We start from the raw sequence: 17,362 nt of genomic DNA, 5'->3' as shown, positions 1-17,362 counted from the left end.
AAGACCGGTACGAAGACGGTCAGATTCGTGCATCCGATCTCCGTCCGCTGCTCGCGGCCATGACAGCCGCACGCGACGGCGATTTCACGAAGGTCCCGGAAACCGGCCACGGGATAGTGGCCGAACTCAACGCCGTCTTCAACCAGATCATGGACCGCAGCGTCCACTTCACGACCGAGGTGCGGCGCGTCAAGCGCGAGCTGGTGCGGCACGGCCGGCTCGACGAGCGGCTCTCGGCGAGCCCGGGTCAGGGACTGTGGACATCCCGCGTCGACGACGTCAACCAGCTGCTCGACGCCCTGGTCGCCCCGGCGGCGAACGCCACGCGCGTGCTGGACGCGGTGGCCGGCGGCGATCTGACTCAGCGGGTCGACCTGCACGACGGGACCCGGCAGTTACGCGGCGATCTGCGGCGGCTGGGCCGGGCCGTGAACAAGATGGTGGACCAGCTCTCCCTGTTCACGGGCGAGGTGACGCGGGTCGCGCGCGAGGTCGGCACCGAGGGGCGGCTCGGCGGTCGGGCCAAGGTGCAGGGCCTGTCGGGCAGTTGGCGGGACGTGACGGAGGCCGTCAACACGATGGCGTCCCGGCTGACGGCCCAGGTGCGGGACATCGCGGCCGTGACGACGGCGGTGGCGCGCGGCGACCTGACCCGTACGGTCACGGTCGAGGCGACCGGTGAGCTGCTGGAACTGAAGCTGACCGTGAACACGATGGTGGACCAGCTCTCGGCCTTCGCCGACGAGGTCACGCGCGTGGCCCGCGAGGTCGGTACGGAGGGCCAGTTGGGCGGGCGGGCGCAGGTCCGGGGCGTGTCCGGGGTGTGGAAGGACCTCACCGACAACGTCAACTTCATGGCGTCGAACCTGACCTCGCAGGTCCGCAACATCGCCCAGGTGACGACGGCCGTGGCCAACGGCGACCTGTCGCAGAAGATCACGGTCGACGCGCAGGGCGAGATCCTGGAGCTGAAGTCGACGATCAACACGATGGTCGACCAGCTCTCCGCCTTCGCCGACGAGGTCACCCGCGTCGCCCGCGAGGTCGGCACCGAGGGCAACCTCGGCGGGCGGGCGCAGGTCCGGGGCGTGTCCGGCGTCTGGAAGGACCTCACCGACAACGTCAACTTCATGGCGGACAACCTCACCTCGCAGGTGCGGAACATCGCGCTCGTCTCCACCGCCGTCGCCCAGGGCGACCTCGGCAAGAAGATCACGGTGGAGGCCAAGGGCGAGATCCTGGAGCTGAAGTCCACGATCAACACGATGGTCGACCAGCTCTCCGCCTTCGCCGACGAGGTCACCCGCGTCGCCCGCGAGGTCGGCACGGAAGGCAACCTCGGCGGCCAGGCGCAGGTCCGGGGCGTCTCCGGCGTCTGGAAGGACCTCACCGACAACGTCAACTTCATGGCGCTGAACCTGACCTCGCAGGTCCGCAACATCGCCCAGGTGACCACCGCCGTCGCCAACGGCGACCTGTCGAAGAAGATCACGGTCGACGCCCGGGGCGAGATCCTCGAACTGAAGGACACCGTCAACACGATGGTGGAGCAACTGCGGGCCTTCGCCGACGAGGTGACGCGGGTCGCCCGCGAGGTCGGCACCGACGGGCGGCTCGGCGGCCGGGCCCAGGTGCTGGGCGTCTCCGGTGTCTGGCGGGACCTGACGGACAACGTCAACTACATGGCCGACAACCTGACCTCCCAGGTGCGGAACATCGCCCAGGTCGCGACGGCCGTGGCCCAGGGCGACCTGTCCCGGAAGATCGACGTGGACGCCCGCGGCGAGATCCTGGAGCTGAAGACCACCATCAACACCATGGTCGACACGCTCTCCTCCTTCTCCTCGGAGGTCACGCGCGTGGCCCGCGAGGTCGGCTCCGAGGGCCAACTCGGCGGCCAGGCCAGGGTCGAGGGCGTCTACGGCACCTGGAAGCGCCTGACGACGAACGTCAACGAGCTCGCGCTCAACCTCACCACCCAGGTCCGCGCGATCGCCGAGGTCGCCTCCGCCGTGGCTCAGGGCGACATGTCCCGCTCGATCACCGTGGAGGCGCGCGGCGAGGTCGCCGAGCTGAAGGACAACATCAACCTGATGGTGGCCAACCTGCGCGAAACGACCCGCGCGAAGGACTGGCTGGAGTCCAATCTCGCCCGGCTCGCCGCCCTGATGCAGGGTCACCGCGACCTGATGGAGGTCGCCGACCTGATACTGCGCGAGCTGACCCCGCTGGTGAACGCGCAGTACGGGGCGTTCTACCTCGCCGACCCGGAGGAGGCCGGAGCGACGGTTCCCACCAAGGGGCTCGCCTTCATCGCCGGCTACGGCGCCGCCCAGGACGCGACCGTGGAGACCGGCGCCCTGCCGGTGCACGGCCTGGTCGCGCAGGCGGCCCGGGAGAAGAAGCGGATCCTGGTGGAGGGCGCCCCGCCCGACTACATCAAGATCAACAGCGGTCTGGGCGAGGCGGCGCCCACGACCATCGTCATCATCCCGATCCTCTTCGAGGACAAACTCCTCGGCGTCATCGAACTCGCCTCCTTCTCCCGCTTCTCCGACGTGCACCTTGCGTTCTTCGACCAGTTCGTCAACACCATCGGCGTCGCCATCAACACGATCATCGCCAACTCCCGCACGGAGTCCCTGCTCGGCGAGTCCCAGCGCCTCGCCATGCAGCTCCAGGAACGCTCGGACGAACTCCAGAAGCAGCAGGGCGAGTTGCAGCGCTCCAACGCCGAGCTGGAGGAGAAGGCCGCCCTGCTGGCCACGTCCTCGCAGTACAAGTCGGAGTTCCTGGCGAACATGTCGCACGAGCTGCGCACCCCGCTGAACTCCCTGCTGATCCTCGCCCGGCTGCTCTCCGACAACCCGGACGGCCACCTCTCCGACCAGGAGGTGCAGTTCGCGACGACGATCCACCGCTCGGGCTCGGACCTCCTCCAGCTGATCAACGACATCCTGGACCTGTCGAAGATCGAGGCCGGCCGGATGGACGTACGCCCCAAGCGGCTCCCGCTGATCAAGCTGCTCGACTACGTCCACGCCACCTTCCGCCCGCTCACCCTCGACCGGGGGCTCGCCTTCGAGGTGGCGGTCGGCGAGGACGTACCGCGCGAGATGTACTCGGACGAGCAGCGGCTCCAGCAGATCCTGCGCAACCTGCTCTCGAACGCGATCAAGTTCACCGCGGCGGGCAAGGTCGAGCTGCGGGTGGACCGGGTGCACGACGCCGAGCACCGATGGGGGTCCCCCCGCTCGTCGGGCGAACCCGAGAGCGGGGGAGTCCGGGACACCGAGGACGTGATCGCCTTCACCGTGTCCGACACCGGCATCGGCATCGCGCCGGAGAAACTCGCGGTGATCTTCGAGGCGTTCCAGCAGGCCGACGGCACCACCAACCGCAAGTACGGCGGCACCGGACTCGGCCTGTCCATCAGCCGGGAGATCGCGGGCCTGCTCGGCGGCCGGATCGTCGCCGAGAGCGAACCCGGCAAGGGCTCCACCTTCACGCTCTACGTCCCCGTCGTCAGCCCCGGCCACACGGCGCCCGCCCCGGCCGAGGACCGCGCCGACCTGCCCCTGCCCCTCCAGCCGGCCGCCGGGCCGCTCCCGGCCGCCGGACCGTTCCCGGGCGCCCACGACACGGACGACGCCTGGCCGTCACCGACCAAGCTGGAGGCGTGGACGTCCGGCAGGCCGGGCCGGATCCTGCCCGGACGGCGGGTGCTGATCGTGGACGACGACATCCGCAACGTGTTCGCCCTCACCCACGTCCTGGGCCGGGTCGGCATGACCGTGCTCTACGCGGAGAACGGCCGCGAGGGCATCGAGGCGCTGGAACGCAGTGCCGACGTCGAACTGGTCCTGATGGACATCATGATGCCGGAGATGGACGGCTACGAGACCATCTCCGCCATCCGCCGCACCCCGCGCTGGGCGGACCTGCCCATCGTCGCCCTGACCGCCAAGGCGATGCCCGGCGACCGGGAGAAGTCCATCGCCCGCGGCGCCAACGCCTACGTGCCCAAGCCGGTGGACATCGACCGGCTGCTGACGGTCGTGTGCGAACTGCTGGAGCCGGAGGACACGCCGTCATGAGCCCCGAGCGCGCCGGAATCCTCCTGGTCGACGACATGGAGGACAACCTGACCGCCCTGGAGGCCGTGCTCGCCTCCCTCAACGAGCCGCTGGTGCGCGCCCGTTCGGGCGAGGAGGCGATGAAGGTCCTGCTGCGGCAGCCGATCGCCCTGGTCCTCCTCGACATCCGGATGCCCGGCATGGACGGCTTCGAGACGGCCGCCCACATCAAGCGCCTGGACCAGACCCGCGACGTCCCGATCATCTTCCTGACCGGCGCCGGCGACGACTCGGGCTACGCCTTCCGCGGCTACGCCACGGGCGCCGCCGACTACGTGACCAAGCCCTTCGACCCGTGGGTCCTCAGGGCGAAGGTCACCGTCTTCCTGGACCTCTACCGCAAGGGCAGAGAGGTGGAGCGCCTCAGGGCGGAGATCCAGGACTTGCGGCGCCGGGCGGGTGACGTCCCTTAGGGGCGCGGGGCTGTATCGATGTGCGGCTCCGCCGCGTGGGCGCGAACAACCACGACGAAGCCGCACCCGCCGCAGAGCCCCGCCACCCCCTACGCCTCGCGAGACCCCTCGTACATCTCCTCGATCAGATGCTTGTACTCCCGCTCCACGACAGGCCGCTTCAGCTTCAGACTCGGCGTGATCTCACCGTGCTCCACGTCGAGATCCCGCGGCAGCAGCCGGAACTTCTTGATCGTCTGCCACCGCTGCAGCCCCTCGTTGAGCTGCTTCACGTACCCGTCGACCATCTCGACGGTCTGCGGCGCCGCGACGATCTCCGCGTACGACTTCCCCGCGAGCCCGTTCTCCTTGGCCCACTCCGTGATGGCGACCTCGTCCAGCGCGATCAGCGCCGTGCAGAAGTTCCGGTCCGCCCCGTGTACCAGGATGTTGGACACGTAGGGGCACACCGCCTTGAACTGCCCCTCGACCTCCGCCGGCGCGATGTACTTGCCGCCGGACGTCTTGATGAGGTCCTTCTTGCGGTCGGTGATCCGCAGGTACCCGTCGGGCGACAGCTCCCCGATGTCCCCGGTGTGGAACCACCCGTCCGGCTCCAGCACCTCGGCGGTCTTCTCGGGCAGCTTGTGGTAGCCCTCCATGATCCCCGGGCCGCGCAGCAGAATCTCCCCGTCGTCCGCGATCCGCACCTCCGTGCCGGGCAGCGGCTTGCCGACCGTGCCGGTGCGGTAGGCCTCGCCCGGGTTCACGAAGGACGCGGCCGAGGACTCCGTCAGGCCGTAGCCCTCCAGGATGTGGATGCCGGCGCCGGAGAAGAAGTAGCCGATCTCGGGTGCGAGGGCGGCCGAGCCGGAGACGCACGCCCGCAGGTTCCCTCCGAAGGCCTCCCGGATCTTGGCGTACACCAGCGCGTCGGCGACCTTGTGCTTGGCGCCCAGCCCGAACGGCACGGACGCGGTCCCGGTGCGCCGGAAATTGTCCTGCGCGACCTTGGCGTACTCACGGGCGACCTCGGCCGCCCACTGGAAGATCTTGTACTTGGCTCCGCCGCCCGCGCGGGCCTTCGCGGCGACGCCGTTGTACACCTTCTCGAAGATGCGCGGCACGGCCGCCATGTACGTCGGCTGCACCACCGGCAGATTCTCGATGATCTTGTCGACGCGGCCGTCCACGGCGGTGACGTGCCCGACCTCGATCTGGCCGGAGGTGAGCACCTTGCCGAAGACGTGCGCGAGCGGCAGCCAGAGGTACTGCACGTCCTCGGTGCTGAGGAGGCCGGTCGCGGCGATCGCCTTCGCCATGTACGACCAGTTGTCGTGCGGAAGGCGCACGCCCTTGGGACGGCCGGTGGTGCCGGAGGTGTAGATGAGGGTGGCCAGCTGGTCCTTGGTGATCGCGCCGACCCGCTCCTTGATCAGGTCGGGCTCCTTCTCCAGCCGGGCCGCGCCGCGCTTCTCCAGCTCGTCCAGGGTCAGGATCCAGTCGGCGGTCTCGACGCCGGCCGGGTCGACGACCACCACATGGGTCAGCTCGGGCAGCTCCGGGCGCTTCTCCTTCGCCTTGGCCAGCTGCTCGGCGTTCTCCGCGATGAGCACCCGGCTCTCGGAGTCGGACAGGATGTACGCGGACTCGTCGGCGTTGGTCTGCGGGTACACCGTGGTCGTCGCGGCGCCCGCGCACATGATGCCGAGGTCGGCGAGGATCCACTCGATCCGGGTGCTGGAGGCGAGGGCGACGCGCTGCTCGGGCTGCACGCCGAGCTCGATGAGCCCCGCCGCGACGGCGTAGACCCGCTCGGCGGCCTGCGCCCAGCTCAGCGACTTCCACTCGTCCGGACCCTGTCCGGAGGACGAGGGGACCGGATACCGGTAGGCCTCCGCGTCCGGCGTGGCCGCCACGCGCTCCAGGAAGAGGCCCGCCACGGACGGCGGACGGTTCTCGATCAGTGTCTGTGTGTCGCTCACGACATCCTCCGTGGCCCGCGACAGTGCGGCTGGCTCAGGTGCGGCTGGTGGGTCCTCACGAGCTGCTGGTAACACCGTTGTTTAACTCGTGAGTAACTATCGAGCAGGGATCAGAGTAAAGGTCGACCGGTCCCTGCGTAAGGGTCTGCGGCCTGTCACTTCGTACAGAGAGCTACCCCGTATACGCACAGGGGCCCGCCGCACTTTCGCACGACGGGCCCCTGTTCTCCCCGGTTTGGGGTGTAACCCACGGTAATCCGTGATTACTTCTTGCCCTTGCCCGACCCCGCGCTGTCATCGCTCGACAGGACGGCGATGAAGGCCTCCTGCGGAACTTCCACGGAACCCACCATCTTCATCCGCTTCTTGCCCTCCTTCTGCTTCTCCAGCAGCTTCCGCTTGCGGGAGATGTCACCGCCGTAGCACTTGGCGAGGACGTCCTTGCGGATGGCGCGGATGGTCTCGCGGGCGATGACCCGGGAGCCGATGGCGGCCTGGACCGGCACCTCGAAGGCCTGCCGCGGGATGAGCTCCTTGAGCTTGGCGACGAGCCGCACACCGTAGGCGTACGCCTGGTCCTTGTGGGTGATCGCCGAGAAGGCGTCCACCTTGTCGCCGTGCAGCAGGATGTCGACCTTGACCAGGCTGGAGGTCTGCTCGCCGGTGGGCTCGTAGTCCAGGGACGCGTACCCACGCGTCTTCGACTTCAGCTGGTCGAAGAAGTCGAAGACGATCTCGGCGAGGGGCAGGGTGTAGCGGATCTCGACCCGCTCCTCGGAGAGGTAGTCCATGCCGAGCAGCGTGCCGCGCCGGGTCTGACACAGCTCCATGATCGAGCCGATGAACTCGCTGGGCGCCAGGATGGTGGCCCGGACGACCGGCTCGTAGACGTCCGAGATCTTGCCCTCGGGGAACTCGCTCGGGTTGGTGACCGTGTGCTCGCTGCCGTCCTCCATGACCACGCGGTAGACCACGTTCGGCGCGGTGGCGATCAGGTCGAGCCCGAACTCGCGCTCCAGCCGCTCCCGGATGACGTCCAGGTGCAGCAGGCCGAGGAAGCCGACGCGGAAGCCGAAGCCGAGCGCGGCGGAGGTCTCCGGCTCGTAGACCAGCGCGGCGTCGTTGAGCTGGAGCTTGTCCAGGGCCTCGCGCAGCTCGGGGTAGTCCGAGCCGTCCAGCGGATACAGGCCGGAGAAGACCATCGGCTTGGGGTCCTTGTAGCCGCCGAGGGGCTCGGTGGCGCCCTTGGACTGGCTGGTGACGGTGTCACCGACCTTCGACTGGCGGACGTCCTTCACGCCGGTGATCAGATAGCCCACCTCGCCGACGCCGAGGCCGTCGGCGCCGAGCATCTCCGGCGAGTTGGTGCCGATCTCCAGCAGCTCGTGCGTGGCACCGGTCGACATCATCTTGATGCGCTCGCGCTTGTTGAGCTGCCCGTCGATGACACGGACGTACGTCACCACGCCCCGGTAGGAGTCGTAGACGGAGTCGAAGATCATGGCGCGCGCGGGGGCGTCCTTGACGCCGACCGGGGCCGGGACCTGCTCGACGACCTTGTCCAGCAGCGCCTCGACCCCGAGCCCCGTCTTCGCGGAGACCTTCAGCACGTCGTCCGGCTCGCAGCCGATGAGGTGGGCGAGCTCCTCGGCGAACTTCTCGGGCTGCGCCGCCGGCAGGTCGATCTTGTTGAGGACGGGGATGATCGTGAGGTCGTTCTCCATCGCCAGGTAGAGGTTGGCGAGGGTCTGGGCCTCGATGCCCTGGGCGGCGTCGACCAGGAGGATGGTGCCCTCGCAGGCGGCGAGCGACCGCGAGACCTCGTAGGTGAAGTCGACGTGCCCCGGGGTGTCGATCATGTTCAGGATGTGCGTGTTGTCCTTGTCGTGGGTCGGGGCCCACGGCAGACGCACCGCCTGAGACTTGATCGTGATGCCGCGCTCGCGCTCGATGTCCATGCGGTCGAGGTACTGGGCGCGCATCTGCCGCTGCTCGACCACTCCGGTCAGCTGGAGCATCCGGTCGGCGAGCGTGGACTTGCCGTGGTCGATGTGCGCGATGATGCAGAAATTGCGGATCAGAGCCGGGTCGGTACGGCTCGGCTCGGGCACGTGGCTGGGGATCGCGGGCACGCAGGGTCCTGATTCTTGAGGCGTCCGCAGTGTCTGCGGTCTCGGGTCGGATCGATACGTAGCCTCCATGGTCCCACGGGTGGCGACCGCGGACGGGTTTGGGCCGTGGATGGGCCCGCTGGTAGCCTGGGTGGCTGTGTCTCATGCCCTCTCGCAGGAGGCACGACCTCAAGAAATCACCCGGTACGGGAACCGTGCGGATCAGTGCGGGCCCGTGCCAGAACCTGAAAAGGCTCATTCGTGGCGAACATCAAGTCCCAGATCAAGCGGATCAAGACCAACGAGAAGGCCCGGCTGCGCAACAAGGCCGTCAAGTCCTCCCTGAAGACCGCGATCCGCAAGGCCCGCGAGGCCGCTGCCGCGGGTGACGTCGAGAAGGCCACCGAGTACCAGCGCGCTGCCGCGCGTCAGCTCGACAAGGCCGTCTCGAAGGGCGTCATCCACAAGAACCAGGCTGCCAACAAGAAGTCGGCCCTGGCTCAGAAGGTCGCCGCGCTCAAGGGCTGACATCTGATGTGACCGCCGGAGGGAATCGAGCGGGCCCTCTCTCATCCGCTCCCGTCCGGCACCCCTCGGGTCCGCGCGCGGCCTGCGTTCGCCACGCGGGCGCGGATCCATCAGCTTGAACCGAAGGCCGGGTGGCCCTCCTGTTCCCCATGGGAGGCCGCCCGGCCTTCGTGCTGCTCGGAGCCTTTGTCCTGCTCAGAGCCTTCGTCCTGTTCAGGACCAGAACTCGTTGTTCTTGTCGATGTCCTCGACGCACTCGTCGAGGTCGGTGACCTTGTCGCCGACGATCCGGAAGATGATGCAGCCGGTGTCGTCGAGGTGCTTGCCGTTGCGGTCGGCCGTGAAGCGGGTCATGCCGACCGCGTGGCCGCGGCCGTCGACTCCGATGCCGATCAGTTCGGCGCGCATCGTGCCGTTGGTCTCCGCGCCGAGCCGTTCGTACATCTCGATGATCGAGTCCACGCCCTTGAAGTCGCCCGACAAGGGGTGGTCTCCGGGTACGTGGTGTGTGGCGTCTCCCGCGATCAGTGTGCGCAAGGTGTCCATGTCACCGCGCGAGAAGGCCTCGAATCCCTTGCGGACCAGCGCTGCGTGGGGGTGTTCAGCCATGGCCGTCGCCACCTTTCCGTCGCTTGGCGAGTGCGGCTGACTCTCCCGATTCTCCCTCCGGACGGCTCCGGCGGCACAGTGGAGACATGGACGCAGACGACAGGAACGTGCTGGCCGGGGCCCGCGTGGCGACCCGGCTCCCCGCCCAGGACCTGGACCGGGCGCGGCGCTTCTACGGCGAGAAACTCGGTCTGGAGCCCGTCGACGAGCGGCCCGGCGGGCTGCTCTACCGCTGCGGCGGCGCGGAGTTCGCGCTGTTCCGGTCGACGGGGGCCTCGCCCGGGACCTTCACGCAGATGGCGCTGGAGGTCGACGACATCGACGCCGTCGTGGCGGAGCTCAAGCGGCGTGGTGTGGTCTTCGAGGAGGTCGACGTACCCGGCCTGCGCACGGTGGGCGGGATCGCCGAGGTCGAGGGGCACTACCCGAGCAAGGGCGCACGGGGTGAACGCGGCGGCTGGTTCCGTGACAGCGAGGGGAACCTGCTGGGGATCGGGGAGCCGGTGTACTGAGCGACAGCCCGGTCCGCCGAGGGGCGCTCAGCCTATGCGCTGCGGTCCGGCAGTCTGCTGATGCCTATCCCCGGCCCCGGGAGCGAGCCGCCCGGGCGATCGTGACCACCGCCTTCTCCAAGGCGTACTCGGGGTCGTCGCCGCCGCCCTTCACGCCCGCGTCCGCCTCGGCCACCGCCCGCAGGGCCACGGCCACCCCGTCCGGCGTCCAGCCCCGCATCTGCTGCCGCACCCGGTCGATCTTCCACGGCGGCATGCCCAGCTCCCGCGCCAGGTCCGCCGGCCGGCCCCCGCGCGCCGACGACAGCTTCCCGATCGCGCGCACGCCCTGTGCCAGCGCGCTCGTGATCATCACCGGTGCCACGCCGGTCGCCAGCGACCAGCGCAGGGCCTCCAGCGCCTCCGCCGCCCGGCCCTCGACCGCCCGGTCGGCGACCGTGAAGCTCGACGCCTCGGCCCGCCCGGTGTAGTACCGCCCGACGACCGCCTCGTCGATCGTGCCCTCGACGTCCGCGACCAGCTGGGAGACCGCCGAGGCCAGCTCCCGCAGATCGCTCCCGATCGCGTCGACGAGCGCCTGGCACGCCTCCGGTGTGGCCGACCTGCCCGTCCCCCGGAACTCGCTCCGCACGAACGCCAGCCGGTCCGCCGGCTTCGTCATCTTCGGGCAGGCCACCTCGCGCGCCCCCGCCTTGCGCGCGGCGTCGAGCAGCCCCTTGCCCTTGGCTCCGCCGGCGTGCAGCAGCACGAGGGTGATCTCCTCGGCGGGCGCCCCCAGGTACGCCTTCACGTCCTTGACGGTGTCGGCCGACAGGTCCTGCGCGTTGCGCACGACCACGACCTTGCGCTCCGCGAAGAGCGACGGACTCGTCAGCTCGGCGAGCGTGCCGGGCTGCAACTGGTCCGGGGTCAGGTCCCGCACGTCCGTGTCGGCGTCGGAGGCCTTCGCGGCGGCCACCACCTCCTGCACGGCACGGTCCAGCAGCAGGTCCTCCTGGCCCACGGCGAGCGTCACCGGGGCGAGAGGGTCGTCATTCGCAGTCTTCCTGGCCATTGCGCCAAGCATCCCACGCGGCACTGACAACGGGCTGCGCCGAGACCTTACGGCTCCTCCCGCCAGCCCTCCCACTCGCCTGCGAACCGGTCCAGCTCGCCGGGGTCCAGCCGCTCTTCCTCGTCCCTCAGGACGACCAGCCACTGCGCGTCCTCGGCATCGTCCTCGCCGGCCAGCGCGTCCCGCACCAACCGCGGCTCCTCGACGACTCCGAAACGGTCCCCGAGCGCCTGCACCACCTCTTCCGCGGCATCCCGGTCGGGCAGCACCAGCACATGTCGCACATCACTCACGCCGGACATTGTCCGACACCGCCTCGCGGCCCGGCCGCTCAGCCCTTGCGGACCACCTGCACGTCGAGGTCGACGGGGATGCTCGGCCCGACCACCGCGATGCCCCGCGCCAGCATCGTCTGCCAGCTCACGGTGAAGTCGTCCCGGTGCAGCTCGGTCGTGGCCCGGCAGGCCGCCCGCACCTCGCCCTCCATGCCGTTGCCCAGCCCCAGGTACTCGGTGTCCAGCGTGACGGTGCGCGTCACGCCGTGCAGCGACAACGCCCCCGTCACGGCCCATCGGTTCCCGCCCTTGTGCACGAACCGCTCGCTGTAGAACTCCAGGGTCGGGAACCGCTCGACGTCCAGGAAGTCCGCCGACCGCAGATGGTCGTCGCGCATCCTCATGTTCGTGTCGATGGACGCCGCGTCGATCACCACGTGCATCGCGGACCGCTCGACCGGGTCGGCGATCCGTATGACCCCCGCGAAGGACGTGAACCGCCCGTGGATCCGGGCCAGTCCGATGTGCCGCGCCGTGAAGCCGATCGAGGAGTGCGCCGGCTCGATCTCCCAGTCGCCCGGCGCGGGCAGCTCCGGCGGCCGGGCCAGCTGCAGCGTCACGTCCCCGAGCGACGCCAGCGCGTTCTCGCCGACCTGCGTGGTCGCCAGGTACGGCGTGTAGCCCTCCGCCGACACCGCGAGCCGGTACTCCCCCGCGGGCACCGTCGTCATGAACGACCCGTACGGGTCCGCTCCCCCACTGACCACCGGACGCCCCATGGCGTCGGTGACCGCGAACTCCGCGTGCCGGACCGGCTCGTTGACCGGGTCCAGCACCCGGCAGGCCAGCACCCCGGCGTTCGGCGGCGTCGGCACCGCCGCCAGGGGACTCGTCCGTTGCACCCGGTTGGTGCGGCTTCCCAGCCAGCGGCCGATCATCCCCGACTCCCCTGCGTGACGTGAAATCGCCTGTTGATCACTGTTGATCACCTGTTGCCGAAGACGCATTCGACCACTAGTGAGGCTTTCGAGGCAAGACGAGACCACATCACGGGAATCCAGCACATGTGCTGGCACTACGCACGAGTAGCCCCGTGTGGACCGAATTGATCCCTAGTCGGTCCGGCGCAGTGTCGGCACCCTGTCGAGTGCGATGCCGAACCGCTCCCGGTAGGCCGCGAGCACCTCCTCGTCCGTCCCCAGCTCCCGCTCCTCCCGCGCCCCCTCGGCCGATGTCACCGTGAGCCTGCGCCCGCTGAGCGTGGTCCTCCCTCCGTCCTCCGTGACCCGCGAGCAGACCAGCGACCGCGTGAAGTGCGACACCGGCGACGTGCTGTGCCACCACGCCCCGATGACGAAGTCACCGAGCACCCGCGGCCGCACCTCCAGGCGGTACCGCGGCCTGCCGTCACGGATCACGTCCAGGTCCGCCGCCTCGACCGTGTCGTGCCCACCGCGCACCCCGGCCGCGTCCGGCCCCGCCTCCACGATCCGGAACGTGCCACCGGGGTCCTCCTGCTCCCCCCGGTCCCCGAACGCCAGCGGCAGGTGGCTGTGCGCCCCGAATCCGACGTCGGCCAGCCAGTCGCCCCCGTCCACCGTCCGCACCCGCAGCGCGAGATGGTCGTACGGGTTCCCCAGCCGCTCCCCGTCCCCGTACACCCGCGCCGCGAGCAGCGTCACGTCGTACCCCAGCGCGGTCAGCAACGCCGCGAAGGCGCCGTTGAGTTCGTAGCAGAACCCGCCCCGCCGCGCGTCGACCACCTTCTCCAGCAGCCGCTCCTCCTCCAGCACGATCTCCTCGCCGAGATGGATGGACAGGTTCTCGAACGGCACGGTCCGCAGATGGCACAGGTGCAGCTCGCGCAGCACGTCGACGGTGGGCCACGCCGGGTGCTCGACTCCCAGTCGGCGGAGATAGGCATCGACCTGTGCTGAGTTCATGTCCTCAGTCTCGCGCCACGCTCAGCTCCCCGCCCCCTCCTACGACCGCCAGTGCGCCGTCCCGGTCCGTCCGCAGCACCGTCGCGCCCCCGGCACGCAGCGCCGCGACCGTGCCGGGCGCCGGGTGTCCGTACAGGTTGTTCTCACCGCAGGAGATGAGCGCGAGCCGCGGGGCCGCCCGGCGTACGAGGCCCGGGTCCTGGTAGGCCGAGCCGTGGTGGGCGACCTTCAGCACGTCCACGCTCCCCAGCGCCTCGGCCGCCGGTGACCTGGCCAGCGCCCGCTGGGCTGGGGGTTCGAGGTCCCCGAGGAGCAGCAGGCGCAGCCCGCCCGACCGGACCAGCATGGCGACACTGGCGTCGTTCGGCCCCTCCGGCGCCGGGTGGGCCGGGAGCATCCCCGGGGGTGCGTCCGGGGGCGGGCTCGGGGGCGGCCACACCACCTGCCAGGACAACGGCCCCGTACGCCGCTGCTCCCCCGCCGCCGCCCGCGTCACGGGAACCCGCCGGGCAGCCGCCGCCCGCCGGACGAACGCGGCCTGTTCGGCGGGCTCTTCGAAGCCGGTCGTCTCGATCGCGCCCACCGCCCGTCCCCGCAGCACGCCGGGCAGGCCCGCCACGTGATCGGCGTGGAAGTGGGTGAGCACGACCAGCGGGATCCTGGTGACGCCCAGGGAGCGCAGGCAGTGGTCGACGCGTTCCGGGTCGGGTCCCGCGTCCACCACCACGCCCGCGCCCCCGCCCGCCGCGAGCACCAGGGCGTCGCCCTGCCCCACGTCGCACATCACCAGCCGCCAGCCCGGCGGCGGCCAGCCGGTGACCACCCTGGTCAGCGGCGGCGGCTGCACCACCACCAGCACCAGCAGCAGGGCGCACGCCCCGCACCACCAGGGATGCCGGAGCAGCCGCCGTCCGACGAACAGCACGAGCAGGATCACGGCGGCGAGCAGCGCCGCGCCCGCCCAGCCGCCCGGCCAGTCCACCCCTCCGCCCGGCAGCGCGGCCCCGGTCCGGGCGACCTCCGCGATCCACTCGGCGGGCCACTGCGCACACCACGCCAGGGCCTTGGCGGCCGGCATCCCCACCGGTGCCGCGGCCAGAGCCGCGAAGCCCAGCACGGTGGCCGGCGCGATCGCGAACTCCACGAGCAGATTGCACGGCACCGCCACCAGGCTCACCCGCGCCGACAGCACGGCCACGACGGGCGCGCACAGGGCCTGCGCGGCGGCAGCGGCGGCCAGTGCCTCGGCGAGCCGGGGCGGCACCCCGCGGCGCCGCAGCCCGGCGCTCCAGCGCGGCGCGAGGGTGAGCAGCGCGCCGGTGGCCACGACGGACAGCAGGAAGCCGTAACTCCGCGCCAGCCACGGGTCGTACAGCACCAGCACCAGGACCGCCGTCGCCAGTGCCGGGATCAGGGATCTCCGGCGGCCGGTCGCGAGGGCGAGCAGCGCGACGGCCCCGCAGGCCGCGGCCCGCAGCACGCTCGGATCCGGTCGGCACACCACGACGAACCCGAGGGAGAGCACGCCCCCGAGCACGGCGGTCCCCCGCAGGGAGATGCCGAGGCGAGGGGCGAGCCCGCGCCGCTCCGCCTGCTGTGCCAGGCCAGGCGGCCCGAGCAGCAGCGCCAGAAGGATCGTGAAGTTGGCTCCGCTCACGGCGAGTGTGTGCGTGAGGTCGGTCTCCTTGAAGGCCTCCTCCAGGTCCGGGGTGATGCGCGAGGTGTCGCCCACGACCAGCCCCGGCAGCAGCGCCCTGGCGTCCTCCGACAGGTCGTCGGTCGCCTCCCGCAGCCCGGCGCGCAGCCGTCCGGCGAGCCGCTGAGCCGCCGAGGGCTCTCCCACCACCCGCGGTGCGGCCGCGCCCCGCACCCGCAGCACGGCCGCGACCCGGTCACCGCCCGTCATCACGGGCGCCAGCCGCGCACCGACCCGCAACCGCGTCGACGGCAGCAGCCCGAGCCACGCCGACCGCACCGACCGCCCACCGGCCTCCCGGCCCGGCGCGGACGAGCCCACGTCGACGATCATCAGCACGGGCGTCCGCGTCACCGTCGTCGCGCCACCCGTCTCGTGGACGCGCCGCACCTCGGCGTCGATCAGCACGGCGGTCGGAGCGACATGGTCGCCCCGGACCCTGGGCCGGGTGAGCCGGGGGTCGGAGGTGAGTTCGACCTCGGCGGTCACCCTCGCGTACTCCCGCGCCAGGCCGGGCACGGGCCCCCGGCGCAGATCCGCCCCGTGCAGCCCGGCCGAGGCGGCGGCCGCGGCGACGCACAGCAGCACCGCGGCCGCCGACGCCCGCGGCCAGGACGCCGGCCCGCCGCGCCGACCGTGCCGGGCGGCGGCTGGGTGGCGCGGGTGCCGGTGGCCCGGTCGCAGCGACGCCAGGAGTCCGGCAGCCACGAGACAGACGGCCACGATCCCCACCACCCACCCGGCCGGCAGGTCCAGCGTCAGCGCCGCCGTGCCCCAGGCCGCCAGGGCGGGTGGGACGAGTCGCAGGTCCGTGGGGCCTTCCTGGCGTGGCCGGGCGACGCCGAGCCGGTGGCCGGAGGAGGCGTGCACGGGCGACCGGGCGGGGCGGGCCTCGGACGCGACCTCGCCCGGACGCTGCGGCGTGTCGAGGGCGCCCCTCATGGCCGTACGAGGTTCCGCAGGTCGGCGAAGCGGCGGTCGCCGATGCCGTTCACCTCGCGCAGCTCGTCCACGGTACGGAAGCCGCCGTGCCGCGTGCGGTAGTCGATGATGTGCTGCGCCAGCACCGGGCCGACGCCCGGGAGCGTGTCGAGCTGGTCGGGGGTGGCCGTGTTGAGGGAGACCGGTGCCACCGGCGTCGCGCCGCCCGCCGCCGCACCGGCCGGGCCGCCGACGGGTGCACCGCCCGCCCCCGGGGCCGGAGCCGGGCCGCCGACGATCACCTGCTCGCCGTCCACGAGGAAGCGGGCGCGGTTGAGACCGTCGGTGTCCGTGCCGGGTTTCACCCCGCCTGCCGCGCTCAGCGCGTCCGCGACGCGCGAGCCGGCCGGCAGCCGGTGGATGCCGGGTTCACGGACCTTGCCGCCGACGTCCACGACGATCTCGGCCGCCCCCGCTTCCACCGGCCCGGCAGACGCCCCGGGAGCACTCGGCGTGCGCTCCTCCCCTGCCTGCCCGCTCTCCTCCCGCTGCCCGTAGGGCACCGCCGCCCGCACCACCTCGGGCGGCCGCACGGACTGGGTCCGCCCGGCCCAGAAGTGCTGCACGGCGAACGCCGCCGCGACGACCAGCACCACCGTCAGGGCGAGCACGCTCCGCCGCTCCAGGCCGCACCTCGCCTGCACCCACAGCGGCATGCGCTCCCGCAGCGCGAGCCCGGCCCGCTCCCGCCAGGAACCCTCCGCGGCACGGTCGGCCTCGCCCTCCGCCGCGACCGGCAGGGCGGCGACGGGCTCTCCATCCGGCCGGGGAGCCGCCTCGCGCCGTGCCCCACCGACACCCCTGGAACCGGGCGGCCCCTGCCCCGACTCCCGCCGCTCCCCGGCCCGTTCCACCGGCTCGGCATGCTCGCCGAACAACACCCCGGCGCGCCTGCGGAGTTCCTCCGCCGAGGCGTGCCGCTGCCGCGCCCGCCCGTGTGCGCCGGGCCGGCGATGACGGACACGGCCGTCGGACGCGGGCGCACGGCCCGGTCCGCTGGTCGCAGTCGCTGTGCGTGAACGTGATCGAAGTGCCATGCGACGAGGATCGGCCACTTCGGCCCACCCGCGATGATCTTGGTCAATTCCCGGGGACAACCCACCGGTTGTGGAAAATTCCACCCCTCACACGGGTGAGGGG

Annotated in this window: 13 protein-coding genes; 4 read left to right on the top strand and 9 right to left on the bottom strand. The window is 71.2% G+C overall.

The genetic code is table 11. The annotated features are described in order from the left end of the window. Window positions 1-59: 59 nt before the first annotated feature. The gene (locus tag ACSUPV_RS27370) at window positions 60-4,097 is read left to right on the top strand and encodes a HAMP domain-containing protein (RefSeq protein ID WP_436948756.1); all 4,038 of its coding nucleotides are present in this window, start codon (window positions 60-62) and stop codon (window positions 4,095-4,097) included. Next, entirely contained in the window at window positions 4,094-4,549 is a 456-nt protein-coding gene (locus ACSUPV_RS27365; protein WP_031114046.1) for a response regulator, read from the top strand. The genes ACSUPV_RS27370 and ACSUPV_RS27365 overlap by 4 nt, the downstream gene beginning before the upstream one ends. 89 nt (window positions 4,550-4,638) lie before the next feature. On the opposite strand, the gene ACSUPV_RS27360 is transcribed toward ACSUPV_RS27365, so the two are convergent. After that, entirely contained in the window at window positions 4,639-6,513 is a 1,875-nt protein-coding gene (locus ACSUPV_RS27360; RefSeq protein WP_031114050.1) for a long-chain fatty acid--CoA ligase, read from the bottom strand. A 263-nt stretch (window positions 6,514-6,776) separates the two neighbouring features. Continuing rightward, on the bottom strand, window positions 6,777-8,645 hold the full coding sequence (gene lepA, locus ACSUPV_RS27355; RefSeq protein WP_031114052.1) for a translation elongation factor 4: 1,869 nt from the start codon (window positions 8,643-8,645) through the stop codon (window positions 6,777-6,779). A gap of 240 nt (window positions 8,646-8,885) precedes the next feature. Here lepA and rpsT point away from each other — a divergent pair, with 240 nt between their 5' ends. Continuing rightward, complete coding sequence (rpsT, locus tag ACSUPV_RS27350) at window positions 8,886-9,152, top strand: 30S ribosomal protein S20 (protein ID WP_010042013.1); 267 nt, start codon at window positions 8,886-8,888, stop codon at window positions 9,150-9,152. Window positions 9,153-9,365: 213 nt separating this feature from the next. Here rpsT and ACSUPV_RS27345 read toward each other — a convergent pair whose 3' ends face one another. After that, entirely contained in the window at window positions 9,366-9,761 is a 396-nt protein-coding gene (locus ACSUPV_RS27345) for a nuclear transport factor 2 family protein (RefSeq protein ID WP_031114053.1), read from the bottom strand. Between the two features lie 86 nt (window positions 9,762-9,847). Between ACSUPV_RS27345 and ACSUPV_RS27340 the strand changes: the two genes are divergently transcribed. Further along, window positions 9,848-10,273, top strand: coding sequence for a VOC family protein (locus ACSUPV_RS27340; RefSeq protein WP_382615591.1), 426 nt, complete (start codon window positions 9,848-9,850; stop codon window positions 10,271-10,273). 64 nt (window positions 10,274-10,337) lie between these two features. Here the strand turns inward: ACSUPV_RS27340 and holA are convergent, their stop codons facing one another. The 6 genes from holA to ACSUPV_RS27310 form a co-directional block, all read right to left on the bottom strand. Beyond that, window positions 10,338-11,327: a DNA polymerase III subunit delta gene (gene holA / locus ACSUPV_RS27335; protein ID WP_359784617.1), complete on the bottom strand. Its 990-nt coding sequence runs from the start codon at window positions 11,325-11,327 to the stop codon at window positions 10,338-10,340. A 47-nt stretch (window positions 11,328-11,374) separates the two neighbouring features. Then, window positions 11,375-11,620, bottom strand: a complete 246-nt coding sequence (locus tag ACSUPV_RS27330) for a hypothetical protein (RefSeq protein WP_436948755.1) — start codon at window positions 11,618-11,620, stop codon at window positions 11,375-11,377. Window positions 11,621-11,658: 38 nt separating this feature from the next. Further along, window positions 11,659-12,540: a YceI family protein gene (locus ACSUPV_RS27325; RefSeq protein ID WP_382615589.1), complete on the bottom strand. Its 882-nt coding sequence runs from the start codon at window positions 12,538-12,540 to the stop codon at window positions 11,659-11,661. A gap of 174 nt (window positions 12,541-12,714) precedes the next feature. Beyond that, window positions 12,715-13,545, bottom strand: coding sequence for an arylamine N-acetyltransferase family protein (locus tag ACSUPV_RS27320; RefSeq protein WP_382615587.1), 831 nt, complete (start codon window positions 13,543-13,545; stop codon window positions 12,715-12,717). A 4-nt stretch (window positions 13,546-13,549) separates the two neighbouring features. Then, window positions 13,550-16,183, bottom strand: coding sequence for a ComEC/Rec2 family competence protein (locus ACSUPV_RS27315; RefSeq protein ID WP_436948754.1), 2,634 nt, complete (start codon window positions 16,181-16,183; stop codon window positions 13,550-13,552). Then, a complete protein-coding gene (locus ACSUPV_RS27310; protein ID WP_382615583.1) occupies window positions 16,180-17,259 on the bottom strand; it encodes a helix-hairpin-helix domain-containing protein in 1,080 nt (359 codons plus the stop codon). Before ACSUPV_RS27310 ends, ACSUPV_RS27315 begins: the two co-directional genes overlap by 4 nt. Window positions 17,260-17,362: the final 103 nt, after the last annotated feature.

Origin of the sequence: Streptomyces sp. SudanB52_2052, from assembly GCF_964272415.1 — a bacterium.
Lineage (GTDB): Bacteria > Actinomycetota > Actinomycetes > Streptomycetales > Streptomycetaceae > Streptomyces > Streptomyces olindensis.
Note: the sequence above shows the minus strand (reverse complement) of the source record. Positions and strands in the feature narration are given on the sequence as shown.